Origin of the sequence: Jeotgalibacillus aurantiacus (assembly GCF_020595125.1) — a bacterium.
Taxonomy (GTDB): Bacteria; Bacillota; Bacilli; order Bacillales; family Jeotgalibacillaceae; genus Jeotgalibacillus; species Jeotgalibacillus aurantiacus.
This window is the reverse complement of the sequence record NZ_JACNMS010000002.1, coordinates 489,295-503,538: the sequence shown is the minus strand read 5'-3', so window position 1 is coordinate 503,538 and position 14,244 is coordinate 489,295. Positions and strand designations below refer to the sequence as shown.

At 43.1% G+C, this 14,244-nt stretch carries 15 protein-coding genes; all 15 read left to right on the top strand.

Going from position 1 to position 14,244, the window contains the following annotated elements; genetic code table 11:
- Positions 1 to 13 precede the first annotated feature (13 nt).
- The 15 genes from fliM to H7968_RS07240 are packed head-to-tail and all read left to right on the top strand — an operon-like array spanning position 14 to position 14,244.
- Positions 14 to 1,012 (top strand): flagellar motor switch protein FliM, encoded by a 999-nt coding sequence (gene fliM, locus H7968_RS07310; RefSeq protein WP_227395899.1) that lies wholly within the window; start codon positions 14 to 16, stop codon positions 1,010 to 1,012.
- On the top strand, positions 1,002 to 2,195 hold the full coding sequence (gene fliY / locus H7968_RS07305; RefSeq protein WP_227395529.1) for a flagellar motor switch phosphatase FliY: 1,194 nt from the start codon (positions 1,002 to 1,004) through the stop codon (positions 2,193 to 2,195). The genes fliM and fliY overlap by 11 nt, the downstream gene beginning before the upstream one ends.
- 23 nt (positions 2,196 to 2,218) lie before the next feature.
- Complete coding sequence (locus H7968_RS07300; RefSeq protein ID WP_134371818.1) at positions 2,219 to 2,581, top strand: response regulator; 363 nt, start codon at positions 2,219 to 2,221, stop codon at positions 2,579 to 2,581.
- Between the two features lie 5 nt (positions 2,582 to 2,586).
- Positions 2,587 to 3,240 (top strand): flagellar biosynthetic protein FliO, encoded by a 654-nt coding sequence (locus tag H7968_RS07295; RefSeq protein WP_227395528.1) that lies wholly within the window; start codon positions 2,587 to 2,589, stop codon positions 3,238 to 3,240.
- A complete protein-coding gene (gene fliP, locus H7968_RS07290; RefSeq protein WP_227395527.1) occupies positions 3,233 to 3,898 on the top strand; it encodes a flagellar type III secretion system pore protein FliP in 666 nt (221 codons plus the stop codon). The genes H7968_RS07295 and fliP overlap by 8 nt, the downstream gene beginning before the upstream one ends.
- A gap of 15 nt (positions 3,899 to 3,913) precedes the next feature.
- Complete coding sequence (fliQ, locus tag H7968_RS07285) at positions 3,914 to 4,183, top strand: flagellar biosynthesis protein FliQ (RefSeq protein ID WP_134371812.1); 270 nt, start codon at positions 3,914 to 3,916, stop codon at positions 4,181 to 4,183.
- 4 nt (positions 4,184 to 4,187) lie between these two features.
- Entirely contained in the window at positions 4,188 to 4,970 is a 783-nt protein-coding gene (gene fliR, locus H7968_RS07280; protein WP_227395526.1) for a flagellar biosynthetic protein FliR, read from the top strand.
- Complete coding sequence (gene flhB, locus H7968_RS07275) at positions 4,967 to 6,046, top strand: flagellar biosynthesis protein FlhB (protein ID WP_227395525.1); 1,080 nt, start codon at positions 4,967 to 4,969, stop codon at positions 6,044 to 6,046. Before fliR ends, flhB begins: the two co-directional genes overlap by 4 nt.
- Positions 6,047 to 6,066: 20 nt before the next feature.
- Positions 6,067 to 8,100 carry a flagellar biosynthesis protein FlhA gene (flhA, locus tag H7968_RS07270; protein ID WP_227395524.1) on the top strand — a complete coding sequence of 678 codons (2,034 nt, stop codon included), beginning with the start codon at positions 6,067 to 6,069 and terminating at the stop codon, positions 8,098 to 8,100.
- Positions 8,101 to 8,102: 2 nt separating this feature from the next.
- Complete coding sequence (locus H7968_RS07265) at positions 8,103 to 9,197, top strand: flagellar biosynthesis protein FlhF (protein WP_319799490.1); 1,095 nt, start codon at positions 8,103 to 8,105, stop codon at positions 9,195 to 9,197.
- Positions 9,184 to 10,041 (top strand): MinD/ParA family protein, encoded by an 858-nt coding sequence (locus H7968_RS07260; protein WP_227395522.1) that lies wholly within the window; start codon positions 9,184 to 9,186, stop codon positions 10,039 to 10,041. The genes H7968_RS07265 and H7968_RS07260 overlap by 14 nt, the downstream gene beginning before the upstream one ends.
- A 9-nt stretch (positions 10,042 to 10,050) precedes the next feature.
- Entirely contained in the window at positions 10,051 to 11,139 is a 1,089-nt protein-coding gene (locus H7968_RS07255; protein ID WP_227395521.1) for a protein-glutamate methylesterase/protein-glutamine glutaminase, read from the top strand.
- Between the two features lie 6 nt (positions 11,140 to 11,145).
- The gene (locus H7968_RS07250) at positions 11,146 to 13,158 is read left to right on the top strand and encodes a chemotaxis protein CheA (protein ID WP_227395520.1); all 2,013 of its coding nucleotides are present in this window, start codon (positions 11,146 to 11,148) and stop codon (positions 13,156 to 13,158) included.
- 19 nt (positions 13,159 to 13,177) lie between these two features.
- Entirely contained in the window at positions 13,178 to 13,618 is a 441-nt protein-coding gene (locus H7968_RS07245) for a chemotaxis protein CheW (RefSeq protein ID WP_227395519.1), read from the top strand.
- A complete protein-coding gene (locus H7968_RS07240; protein WP_227395518.1) occupies positions 13,615 to 14,244 on the top strand; it encodes a chemotaxis protein CheC in 630 nt (209 codons plus the stop codon). The genes H7968_RS07245 and H7968_RS07240 overlap by 4 nt, the downstream gene beginning before the upstream one ends.

Genomic DNA, 14,244 nt, shown 5'->3' with positions numbered 1-14,244 from the left:
GAGGTGAATGGAAGTGGCTGGAGATATACTCTCTCAAAATGAAATTGATGCATTATTATCAGCTATCTCTACCGGGGAGATGTCTGCAGAAGAAATTAAAAAAGAAGAGCAGGAAAAGAAAGTTAAGGTCTATGACTTTAAAAGGGCGCTTCGTTTTTCAAAGGACCAGATCCGGAGTATCTCCCGGATCCATGAAAACTTTGCCCGACTGCTCACTACATATTTCTCTGCGCAGCTCCGGACATTTGTTCAAATAAATGTGGCCTCGGTGGACCAGATTCCTTATGAGGAATTTATCAGGTCCGTGCCAAAAATGACGATTTTAAATGTTTATGAGATTCCGCCGCTTGATGGGAAAATTCTGATGGAAATTAACCCGAATATCGCTTATGCGATGATGGACCGTGTGCTCGGCGGACATGGATCCAGTGTAAGTAAGGTCGATAATCTGACTGAGATTGAGACAAAAATCATGTCCACTATGTTCGAACGGGCTTTTGATAATTTGAGAGAAGCTTGGGGAACGGTTGCAGAAATTGATCCGATCCTGACCGATTTTGAGGTAAATCCTCAATTTTTACAAGTCATATCGCCTAACGAAACGGTTGTCGTGATTTCACTCAACACAGTCGTTGGTGAATCAACAGGTATGATTAATATTTGTCTCCCGCATGTGGTGCTTGAGCCGATCATGCCAAACCTGTCCATTAAGTACTGGATGCAGTCAGAAAAAAAGGCAATCAAACCGGAAGAACAGCTTCAGCTTGAGCGCCGTGTGAAAAAAGCAGATCTTGTTATTTCAGCAGAACTTGGTACATCAGTGATGGAAATAGAAGACTTTCTGATGCTTGAAGTTGGGGATGTGCTCGAACTGAATCACCGATTTGATGAGCCGGTTACGCTGAAAATTGGCGATGTGCCAAAGTTTACAGCACAGCCGGGACAGCTTGGTAAGAAAATTGGTGTTCAGATTATTGAAGAATTGAAAGGAGGAGAGGACGATGATGAGTGATGACATGCTCTCCCAGGATGAAATTGATGCTTTGTTAAAAGGAACAGCTGATGAGGAAGATGACACAGAAACAAAACCTGCAGATAATGAACCAAATCTGTCCGACTATCTGGACGATATGGCGATTGATGCTTTAGGTGAAATTGGTAATATCTCGTTTGGAAGCTCAGCTACCGCTCTTTCCACACTTTTAAATCAGAAGGTGGACATTACTACACCCGAAGTAACGGTTGTAAAAACAGAAACAGTATCCAAATCATTTCCTCACCCTTCTGCTGCTATTAATGTGCATTACACAGAAGGTTTGAAAGGAAATAACTTACTAGTTATTAAACAGCAGGACGCAGCCGTTATTGCAGACTTAATGCTTGGAGGAGATGGTACGGATCCATCCGGTGATCTCGGGGAAATTCAGCTGAGTGCCGTCCAGGAAGCCATGAATCAGATGATGGGGTCTGCTGCTACATCTATGTCGACAATTTTTGGAGCAAAGGTGGATATTTCGCCGCCGAGCATTGATCTTGTAAATCTTGATCAGTCTGAAGGGATGCATAACCTGCCAGATTCAGAGTTTGTGATTCAAATATCTTTCAATTTGAAGATTGGTACACTGATTGACTCAAATATTATGCAGCTGATTCCGCTTGAGTTCGGTCAGATGATTGTTGATCAGCTTACTGGTGCGAATCAATCGCAGCCTGATCATGAAGCTGCCGCCTCATCTGCCGTGGCAGAACGACCGGCACCTGCAGCAGTGCAAGAGCAGCCGGTTCAAAAGCAGCAGCCGGAGCCATCCAGGTTTGCTGAAGAACCTGTCGATGACGATAGAATTCAGCTTAATCGTGAGCGGCCTGCTAAAACGGTTGATGTCCAGCCGGCACAGTTTTCACAGTTTGACTCACCGGGGTTAAGTGCTGGAGAGTCCAGAAACCTTAATCTTCTTCTTGATATCCCTCTTTCAGTCACGGTTGAGTTAGGAAGAACGAAGAGATCGGTTCAGGAAATTCTTGAATTGACATCAGGTTCCATTATTGAACTTGATAAATTGGCTGGTGAACCGGTAGACATTCTCGTTAATAACCGGTTAATTGCTAAAGGTGAGGTAGTCGTTATTGAAGAAAACTTCGGTGTTCGCCTGACTGATATTGTAAGTAAATCAGATCGCTTAAATAAATTACGCTAATTATAGCTTGGGGGTATATTGAAATGGCAAAGAAGATATTAATCGTTGATGATGCAGCGTTTATGAGAATGATGATCAAGGATATTCTGACGAAAAACGGATTTGAAGTAGTCGGAGAGGCTGCTGACGGTCAGCAGGCTGTTGAAAAATATAAAGAAACATCACCTGACCTTGTTACGATGGACATCACGATGCCTGAAATGGACGGTATTACTGCGCTGAAGGAAATCAAAAAGATGGACAGTTCAGCAAAAATTATTATGTGTTCAGCAATGGGTCAGCAATCAATGGTTATTGATGCTATTCAGGCTGGAGCAAAAGACTTTATCGTTAAACCTTTTCAGGCTGACCGGGTTGTTGAGGCGATTAGTAAAGCGATAGGTTGATCAATATGAAAAAATGGTTTTGCATTTTTCTCCTCCTTGGCATCGTGATGCTGGGAGGAGAAAAATTTAGTTATGCCTCACCGGGAAATGTTTCTGATTGTATGGGTGAAAACCCTTCAGCGGAATGTGCTGAACAGGAAATTCCTTCAGTTGGTTCGTCTGAGAACTCCGGAACAGAGATTAATTTTATGACATTTGTCAGACTGATTGGAGCGCTTGCGCTTGTCATTGTGCTTTTATATGGATTGTTGAAGTTTGTTAACAGTAAAACGAGAAATTTTCAACAGTCTAAAATGATCCGGAATCTTGGCGGTACAACACTCGGAGGAAATCGTTCCATACAGATCGTTAAAGTGGCAGGAAGCTACTATATTCTCGGGGTAGGTGAAGACGTTCAGCTCATTAAGGAAGTCACCAGTGAAGAAGAAATTGAAGAACTGGAAGCATTTTATGACGAAAAAAATCATCAGGCCGTTCAAACAAGCCCGCTGTCTAATCTGTTATCAGTTAAGAAAAAGATAGCAGGCAGCCAGTCGGCAAAAGCATCTAACGAATCATCGTTTACAAAGCTGTTCGAGAGCCAGCTTAAACAGCAAAAGGAAGATCGAAAGCGGATTTTTGAAAAAGCCAAGAGCAAGGAGCGTAACGAAGATGGATGAGTTTATACAGTTTTTTAATGACAGTCCTCCGGATGACGTCGCAACCTCCGTGCGGCTTTTACTGCTATTAACGGTCCTTTCACTGGCACCTGGCATACTCATTTTGATGACATCATTTACACGGATTGTGATCGTTTTGTCGTTTGTTCGGACATCACTCGCCACACAGCAGATGCCGCCAAACCAGGTAATTGTTGGACTTGCGCTGTTTCTTACTTTTTTTGTCATGGCGCCTGTACTCAGCGAGGTGAATGAACGTGCGTTGACCCCTTTATTTAATGAAGAAATTGATCTTGAAACAGCCTATGCAGAAGCTTCTATTCCTTTTAAGGAATTTATGAGTGAGCATACACGCCAAAAGGACCTTGAGCTGTTTTTAAGCTATACAGAAGCAGAAAGGCCTGAAACGATTCAGGACATTCCGCTGACGGTTATGGTACCGGCATTTGCACTCAGTGAAATTAAAACAGCGTTTCAAATGGGATTCATGATCTTTATTCCGTTTCTCGTCATTGATATGGTTGTTGCTTCGATTCTCATGTCCATGGGGATGATGATGCTTCCACCAGTGATGATTTCGCTGCCATTTAAAATATTATTGTTTATTTTAGTAGATGGCTGGTATCTCGTAATGCAGTCGTTACTTCAGAGCTTTTAGGGCAGGTGAATCAGATTGAATGGAGAAATGGTTATTTCCATCGCAGAACGCGGTGTTTATATTACACTGGCGATCAGTCTTCCGCTGATGCTGGTTGCGCTGATAGTAGGTCTGCTGGTCAGTATTTTTCAGGCAACAACTCAGATTCAGGAGCAGACGCTGGCCTTTATTCCGAAGATTATTGCCGTTATGGTGGCACTCATTTTCTTTGGACCTTGGATGTTGACGCAGCTTGTCGCCTATGCTGAAGATATTTTTACAAATTTAACACGGTACATAGGTTAAACAGATGGAAGAATTGTATCCAAGACTTACAATTTTGTTGCTTATCGTAGCAAGGGTTTCAGCGTTTTTTGTGACGATTCCGCTGTTTTCACACAGGACAATTCCTGCTACACACCGTATAGGAATGGCGCTTTTGCTTTCGTGGATGATGTATTACACCATTGATGCTGAACCATTTGAGATTAACGGGGAATATATTCTTCTGATCATTAAAGAAGCAGCCATCGGTTTATTTATCGGCTTAATTGCCTACATTGTTTTGTCTGCTATCCAAATTGCCGGAAATTTTATTGATTTTCAGATGGGCTTCGCCATTGCAAATGTTATTGACCCCCAGACGGGTGCGCAAAGTCCGCTGACAGGTCAGTACTTATATACACTGTCTCTTTTATTACTGCTTGCTTTAAACGGCCATCATTTAATTATGGATGGGATCTTTTTCAGCTATCAGTTTATCCCGCTGGATCAGGCCACACTTAATTTTGGGAATCCGATGACAGCGGAACTGGTCATTAAAGCATTTGCTGCAACCTTTATGATTGCTTTTCAAATGGCTGCCCCTGTTATTGCCACCCTGTTTCTTGTTGATGTGGCGCTTGGAATCGTGGCCAGAACGTCACCTCAGTTTAATATTTTTGTTATTGGATTTCCGATTAAAATTACCGTTGCCTTTGTTGTCCTGATTATATTAATGGGGGTAACATTTCAGGTGATTCAGTCTCTGTTTGACCTCATGTTTGTTGTAATGAGGGATCTGATGAGTGTTTTAGGGGATGGTGGGTCATGAAGTTACAGTTGAATCTTCAGTTTTTTGCAGGTGAGAAAACGGAAAAAGCCACTCCTAAAAAACGTCTGGACTCGCGTAAAAAAGGCCAGGTTGCGAAGAGTCAGGATGTTACTACAGCGATTATTTTATTTACAGTATTTCTGTTTTTGTTTTTTGCTGGCGGCTGGTTTAGAGAGCGGATGCTGAACATGGTGGCGGTGCCGCTTATGGATTATATTAAACGTCCTGTTACGCTTGATTCAACGATGATCGTTTATGGTGAAATGCTCACGCAGGTTGCCTGGCTTGTACTCCCAATCATGGGCGTCGCGGCTATTGGTGGGATTGTTGGAAATTATGTTCAGGTAGGTTTCCTCGTTGCGACTGATCCACTGAAGCCGCAGCTCTCGAAGCTTGATCCGATTAAAGGTTTCAAAAGAATTTTTTCAGCAAGGGCACTTGTGGAACTTTTAAAATCAGTGCTTAAAATATCACTTGTAGGTTTAACGACTTTTCTGGTTATCTGGTTCAGTATTGAAGAAGTACTCCAGCTGTCGTTAATGCCTGTTGCTCAAACACTCATTACAACAGGTTCACTAACGGTTCAGATGGGATTATTTGCATCAGCATTGCTGGTCCTTTTGTCTGTTCTTGACTATCTTTACCAGAAATATGATTTTGAAAAAAATATCCGGATGTCAAAACAGGATATTAAAGATGAATATAAAAACACGGAAGGGGACCCGCTGATTAAATCAAAGATTAAGCAGCGGCAGAGGGAAATGGCGATGAAACGGATGATGTCTGAGATTCCGGACGCAGACGTTGTCATTACCAACCCGACCCACTATGCCATTGTTTTGAAATATAAAGATGGGGAATTTGAAGCCCCCGTAGTCGTTGCAAAAGGAGTCGATTTTATTGCACAGAAAATAAAATTGATTGCCAAAGAAAATGATGTCATTGCTGTTGAGAACAGGCCGCTGGCAAGAGCGCTTTATGATCAGGCTGAAATCGGTGACCCGATTCCTGAAGAATTCTTTAAGGCAGTGGCTGAAATTCTCGCTTACGTATACCGGATAAAAAACAAAGTGTAATGCTTTGAAAGGGGACCAGCATGAAAGGAAAAGATTTAGCCATACTCGGAAGCGTCATCCTGATCATCGCGATGTTGGTCATTCCGCTGCCTTCCTGGATGCTCAGCGTATTTATAATAATTAATATAACATTGGGGCTCATTGTACTTCTTGTCTCGATGAATATGAGAGAGCCGCTTGAATTTGCGATTTTCCCGGCACTGATCCTTTTGCTCACTCTGTTCAGACTGGGTCTGAACGTATCGACAACACGAGCTATTTTAAGTCGGGGGGAAGCCGGAGGTGTTGTTGAAACTTTCGGTACGTTTGTTACCGGGGGAAATATTTTAGTCGGGATCGTTGTCTTTATCATCCTGATTATAATCCAGTTTATCGTTATTACTAAGGGGGCGGAACGTGTATCAGAAGTCGCTGCCCGTTTCACACTTGATGCGATGCCTGGTAAGCAGATGAGTATTGATGCTGACTTAAATGCGGGCATGATCAATGAAACAGAAGCGCGTGAACGCCGTGAAAAAGTCGGCAGGGAAGCTGACTTTTACGGAGCGATGGATGGTGCAACGAAATTCGTAAAAGGGGATGCAATTGCCGGTATTATTATCGTCATGATCAACCTGATCTTTGGTATGGTGATCGGGATTGTTCAAATGGGCATGCCGCTTGCAGACGCTGCAAACCAGTTTTCTTTACTGACTGTCGGAGATGGCATTGTCTCGCAGATCCCAGCACTGCTCATTTCAACGGCTACTGGTATCGTTGTCACCCGTGCTGCTTCAGATGGAAACCTCGGACAGGACATTACGTCTCAGCTGTTTTCTTTTGCGCCGATTATGTATGTTGCAGCCGCAACGATTGCCCTGCTCGGTATTTTTACACCGATCAGCAACCTGCTGACGCTTCCTATCGCGATGATTTTAGCAGTAGGTGGATACATGCTGTCTCAGTCTAAGAAGAATGAGATGGAAGATCCGCTTGAAATGGAAGAGGAAACCGCAACAGATGAAATGAAGAGTCCTGAAAGTGTCGTCAGCCTGTTAAATGTGGATCAAATTGAATTTGAATTTGGTTACGGTTTGATACCGCTTGCTGATGCGAATCAGGGAGGGGATCTGCTGGATAGAATTGTGATGATCCGACGTCAGCTGGCGCTCGACCTCGGTCTTGTTATACCTGTTGTCAGGATTCGGGATAACATACAGCTTCAGCCTAACGAATACAGGTTGAAAATTAAAGGAAATGAAGTCGCAAAAGGAGAACTTCTCCTTGATCACTATCTGGCGATGAGCCCCGGGGATGATGATTCAATTGATGGTATTGATACGATTGAACCTTCATTTGGACTGCCTGCTAAATGGATTGATGAATCTGTGAAGGATCAGGCTGAGATGCTTGGATATACAGTTGTTGATCCGCCGTCTGTTGTGTCAACTCATATTACTGAAATGATCAAAGGTCATGCTGATGACCTGCTCGGACGTCAGGAAACAAAGCAGCTGATCGATCATCTGCAGCAGTCCTATCCGATCTTAGTCGAGGAGGTAACGCCATCGCCTTTATCGATCGGAGATGTACAGAAGGTTTTATCAAAGCTGCTTAAAGAAAATGTTTCTATACGGAATCTGCCGGTGATTTTCGAAACGCTTGCTGATTATGCGAAAATGACGTCAGATACTGATGTGCTGGCTGAATACGTAAGACAATCTTTAGCAAAACAAATCACTAGTCAATTTGCCCAGCCGGGTGACACGTTAAAAGTGATCACATTATCAGGCAAAGTTGAAAAGATGACAGCAGATAACGTTCAGCAGACGGAGCATGGGAATTACCTTTCCCTGGACCCGAATGATTCACAAAGAATTCTTGAGGCAATGGCTCAACAGATTGAACAGCTCTCACTGACAGAACAGACACCGATCATTTTGTGTTCACCTGCAGTGCGGATGTATATTCGTCAGCTGACAGAGAGGTATTTCCCGCAAATTCCGATTCTGTCCTATAATGAACTCGAAGCGAATGTTGAAGTACAGAGTGTAGGGGTGGTGACGGTCGATTGAAGATGAAAAAAGTTACGGCGCCATCAATGCCTGAGGCGATGAAAAAAGTGCGTGCAGAATTAGGCAGTGACGCTGTTATTTTAAATTCAAAAGTCATTTATACCGGTGGATTTCTCGGTTTATTTAAAACGAAACAGATTGAGGTAGTGGCAGGTATCGATCAAACAGAACCCGCTGCTGCCAAGGAAAGCCCAGCTTTGGTTCAAAGTCCGGGTCATGAAAAGCTGGAAGAAGAAATCAGGGAACTGAAAAAATTAATGGTGAATATGTCCGCAAGCCAGAACAATCGGTTTCAGCATTTACCATCACCTGTAGTGCACGTGTTAAATGATTACCAAAATCAGGATCTGCAAGATGAGTGGCTGCTTGAGCTCGGTGCATACCTTCATGAAAAATGGAAACAGGAATCTGATAACGAAAAACTTGCTGACTGGGCTCTTTCTTATTTTCTGCAGCCTGTTGATCAGCTCGCGCATGGCGGTGTTTTGGCTGAAAAGAAATACATCAGTCTGATCGGTCCGACAGGTGTAGGGAAAACGACGACCATCGCAAAAATGGCAGCAAAGCTTGTAGTTGAATCAAAGAAAAAAATTGCTTTTATTACAACGGATACTTACCGCATTGGGGCAATTGAACAGCTGAAGACGTATGCCCAGCTTTTAAATGTACCGATTGAAGTCGTTTATAAGCGCCAGGATTTTGATGAAGCAGCAGCGAAGTTCAGCGATTACGATCATATTTTTATTGATACTGCGGGCAGAAATTATAAAGAAATTCAGTACGTTGAAGATCTGATGAATACAATCAATTTTAACGAAGACATGCAGACATTTCTCGTTCTTTCGATGACGTCTAAACTGCAGGATATGCAGGCTGTATACAGTCAGTTTGGGGATGTCGAGCTTGATGGGCTCATCTTTACAAAATGGGATGAGAGTGCAAGTGTCGGACCTGCCTATCACCTGATGACAAACAGTGGACTTGGCGCTGCCTATCTAACGACCGGTCAGGCAGTTCCTGAAGATATTAAAGAAGCAACCCCTTCCACGATTAGAGAATTTTTGAAAAAAGGTGTGAACCCGTATGGATCAAGCTGAAACGCTGAGAAGACAGATGATGAAGATGAGTGAGAAGACGGGAAAAGCAATTGCTGTTGTAAGTGGAAAAGGAGGGGTTGGAAAATCCAATTTCTCCATTAACTTTTCTTCAGAGCTGGCGAATCTTGGGCATAAAGTGCTGCTGATGGATATGGATATAGGAATGGGGAACGTCCATATCCTGTTAGGGCAGCAGTCCGGAAAAACGATTCTTCATTTTCTTGAAGGGGATGGATCGATTGAAGAGGTCACACATCAGGTTGATCAAAATTTTTCCTATATTGCAGGCGGTTCAGGTTTGAACAAGATGGTGGAGTGGAAAGACATTGAAATAACCAGATTGCTTGATGGATTTAATGAGCTGATTCGTCAATACGATTATCTGATTTTTGATATGGGTGCCGGAGCATCTGCCAACGGGCTTGAATTAATCATGGCGGCTGATGAAGTATTCGTTATTACAACGGGAGAACCAACCTCCATCATGGACGCTTACTCTATGATGAAATTTATACATATGAAAGATGCATCAAAGGATTTCTCACTCTTATGCAATCGGGTGATGGATCGTGCGGAAGGTAAATTGGCACTTGAAAGACTGGAAACCGCTGCCGAAAGATTTCTGGGTAAAAAAGTCCGGCTGCTTGGCAGTCTTCCAGAAGATCCTTCTGTGAGAAAAGCTGTTAACAGTCAGGTGCCTTTTACTAAAATGTATCCGGCATCACCAGCTGCAAAAACGCTAAAGAGACTTACCACAGCTTATATTGAAAATCAACAATCTGATATTCATTCTGTGAAGCCGCGATTTACAGAGAGGCTTAGCGCATTTTTCAGAATAAAGTGAGGTGCTGAGATGGTAAGGGAAGAAATAATAAAAGTACTCGTTGTAGACGATTCAGCTTTTATGCGCAAACTGATTCAGGAGTTTCTGTCAGAGGACCCTTCAATTGCGGTTGTCGGGACAGCTAGAAATGGTCAGGATGCCATCGCAAAAATCCGCCTTCTAAAACCGCATGTCGTCACGATGGATGTTGAAATGCCGGTTATGAGCGGACTTGAAGCATTAAAAATCATAATGAAAGATCATCCACTGCCGGTGATAATGCTTTCAAGCACGACGGTTCAAGGTGCTGAGAACGCATTTTTAGCCATGGACTACGGGGCAGTGGATTTTATTGCAAAACCTTCTGGTACTATATCACTAGATTTACATAAGGTGAAAAAAGAACTCGTGGAAAAAGTGATACATGCTTCGAGTGCGAAAATTTCTATGATGAAACATGTTAAAAAGAAAAAGCCTGAAAATAAAATATACACTGAAAAAGTCACGGTTGATGCCGATAGTAAATATGTAGGTGCGCGCGCTCCTAAAAACTCCCTTGTTCTAATCGGGACATCCACTGGAGGACCAAGAGCGCTTCAGGAAGTCTTATCAGCTCTTCCTAAACAGTTAAAGGCACCAGTTGTCGTTGTACAGCACATGCCGCCGGGATTTACAAAATCTCTGGCCGCAAGGCTTAATCAGTTATCTGAACTGACCATCAAGGAAGCTGAGCAGGGAGACGTATTAAAAAACGGTCATGTGTATATTGCGCCAGGCGATTATCATATGACACTGAGTCAGTCTTCAACGGAAATTACCATTAGGCTGGATCAGAGTCCCCCAAGAAACGGACACCGTCCATCCGTTGATGTATTGTTTGAATCTGCTGCGCAGTTAAACATAAAAAAAATTGCCGTGATTATGACTGGGATGGGTGCAGATGGGTCTAAAGGTCTGGTACACTTACATCATCATCATGATGTGACCTCTATAGCAGAGTCAAAAGAAACATGTGTTGTTTATGGAATGCCAAAGGCAGCTGCAGCAACCGGCTTCATCAGCTATGTTGATCCATTGCCACAAATTGCAGGAAGAATCGCAAAACTTGCGGAAGGGTGAGTTCTTATGGAAATGAGTCAGTATCTGGAAGTATTCATTGAAGAAAGCAAAGATCATTTGCAGAACTGTAATACACAATTACTTGAGCTTGAAAAAAATCCGGAGGACCTTGGTATCGTTAATGAGATTTTCCGGTCAGCCCATACTCTAAAGGGAATGTCTGCAACAATGGGGTATGAAGATCTCGCCAACCTGACACATAACCTTGAAAATGTGCTGGACGGGATCCGCAATGAGAAATTGACTGTTAGTACAAACATGATGGATGTTCTTTTTGCAGCGGTTGATGATCTTGAAGAAATGATTACATCCATCGCTGGTGGCGGAGATGGCAAAAAGAACGTAGAATCGACGATCAGCAGACTCGCAGCCATTGAAAAAGGAGAAGTATTAACCGAAGATAACACGGCAAATGCTGTAGCGGTAAAGTCGGAGGTTTCATATGACCAATTTGAGCAGACTGTTCTTCATCAGTCTCTTGAGCAGGGCTATCAGGCTTATGAACTGACAGTGGCACTTCGGGATGACTGTCTGCTGAAAGCCGCACGTGTATATATGGTATTTGAAGTGCTTGAAAAAGTTGCTGAGGTCGTAAAATCCTCTCCAACTGTTGACCAGCTTGAAGAGGAAAATTTTGATCAGCATTTTACCGTTACGATCGTAACAAAAGAAGATGCTGCTTTCGTGGAGAAAAGCGTATTGAAAGTGTCAGAAGTTGAACAGGCTGTTGCTACAAAGCTTGATCTTGCAGGGTTCCAGGCAGAGGCCGAAGCTGCTGTAACGATTTTGGAAGTGGATGTGCCGTCAGCTGATGCTGAAATTAAGCTGTCGAATCAGCCAGCGGTCGAAAAGGATATTCCGAAAAATCAGGTAGCAAACAAAACAATTCGTGTAAATATCGACAGACTTGCCGTTCTGATGAATCTGTTTGAGGAGCTTGTGATTGACAGAGGGAGACTGGAACAGATTTCTAAAGAGTTGAATCATGGTGAGCTGAATGAAACGGTAGAAAGAATGTCCCGAATCTCCGGTGACCTTCAATCTATTATTCTGACGATGAGAATGGTACCGGTTGAAACAGTATTTAACCGCTTCCCGAGAATGATTCGTCAGCTTGCACGGGATTTGAATAAACAGATTAATCTTGAGATTAGTGGTCAGGATACAGAGCTTGACCGGACTGTTATTGATGAAATCGGCGATCCTCTCGTCCATCTGCTCAGAAATGCAATCGATCACGGCATTGAAAGCCCGGCAGAACGTGCAGCAAAAGGTAAACCGGAAACAGGTACGATTGATCTTAGGGCTTATCACAGTGGGAACCATGTCTTTATTGAAATTCAGGATGATGGTGCAGGAATCAGCAAGGAAAAAGTTCTTGATAAAGCGCTGTCAAAAGGAATTGTAACTGAAGAACAGGTTCAAACCATGACAGACAGCCAGATTTACGAGCTCATTATGGCATCAGGATTCTCAACAGCTGAGACAATTTCTGATATTTCCGGAAGAGGCGTCGGGCTGGATGTTGTGAAGACAACAATTGAATCTCTTGGCGGGACCATTACGATTCATTCCACACCGGGAGAAGGGTCTATTTTCTCCGTTCAGCTTCCGTTGACGCTTTCGATTATCTCAGTCATGCTGACAGAGATTGAAAATGAGAAGTTTGCGATCCCGTTGTCCTCTATTATTGAGACAGCAATCGTTAAAAATGAAGAAATCCTTCATGCCCATAATCAGCGTGTGATTGATTTCCGCGGGAAAGTCGTTCCGCTTGTTTTCCTGAATGAAGTGTTTGACGTTAATAAGGAAGCGGAAGAAGACATTCATTCGGTTATTATCGTCCGAAAGGGAGAAAAGCTTGCGGGACTCGTTGTTGATTCATTTATTGGGCAGCAGGAAGTCGTGCTGAAAACCCTGGGTGACTATCTTGGTGATATATTTGCTATCTCCGGAGCTACTATTCTTGGTGACGGTCAGGTCGCGTTAATCGTAGATTGCAACGCATTAATTCAATAAAGAAAAGAGGTGTCAGCAGATGACTGTTTTGGTAAACGATTTAAAGGTGATTGTTTTTCAACTTTTGAATAAAGAATATGCCGTTCCGGTTCAAAATGTACAGTCTATTGAAAAAGTCATGCACATTACCCGGGTACCAGGCGTTCCCTCTCACGTCAAAGGCGTCGTAAATCTGAGAGGAGTCGTTACACCTATTATCGATCTCAGAACGAGATTTGGTATTGAAGCAGGATCTTTTGATGAACATACACGTATTATTATTGTTACACTTGATGGTCGGGAAGTTGGATTAATCGTTGACTCAGCCAACGATGTACTTGATATTCCTGAAACGTCCATTGAACCGCAGCCAAATGTGGTGGGAAGTATTGAAGCAGATTTCATCAGCGGTGTTGCTAAAATTGACCGCAGATTGTTAATTCTTCTTCAGCTCGATAAAGTACTGGAGAATGTCTCATGAGTTATGAGGACACCATCACAAGCTATCATCTCGATATATTGAGGGAGATTGGGAATATTGGTGCAGGTCATGCTGCAACGGCTCTTTCCACTTTGCTTGGCAATAAAGTGGATATGTCTGTGCCCCATGTGAAGGTCGTTTCCTTTGATGAGATGATGGAGATGGCAGGCGGACCCGAGAACGTTGTAGTCAGCGTCTTTCTCCGGATTGAAGGCGAAATGACCGGGAGTATGTTCTTCATTTTATCGATTGAACAGGCTTCAGGGTTTATACGCACGATGATCAAGGATGACAGCTTCGATTTTGAACAGATCGCAGAATCAGAAATGGGGCTTTCTGCCCTTCAGGAGATGGGAAATATTCTTTCAGGTTCCTATTTATCCTCCTTGTCTGATTTTACGAATCTTAATTTATATCCAACGGTTCCTGCCATCGCAGTTGATATGGCGGGTGCCATTATCAGCTATGGTCTTGTAGAAGTATCACAGGCAGGTGATAAAGCCATCGTGATTGATACTGAACTTGCGAACGAGGGGAAAAAGACTGAAGGTGCAAACGGCCAGTTTTTTTTACTGCCTGATCCGGATTCGTTCCGGACCCTTTTTCATGCATTAGGAGTCGAATAA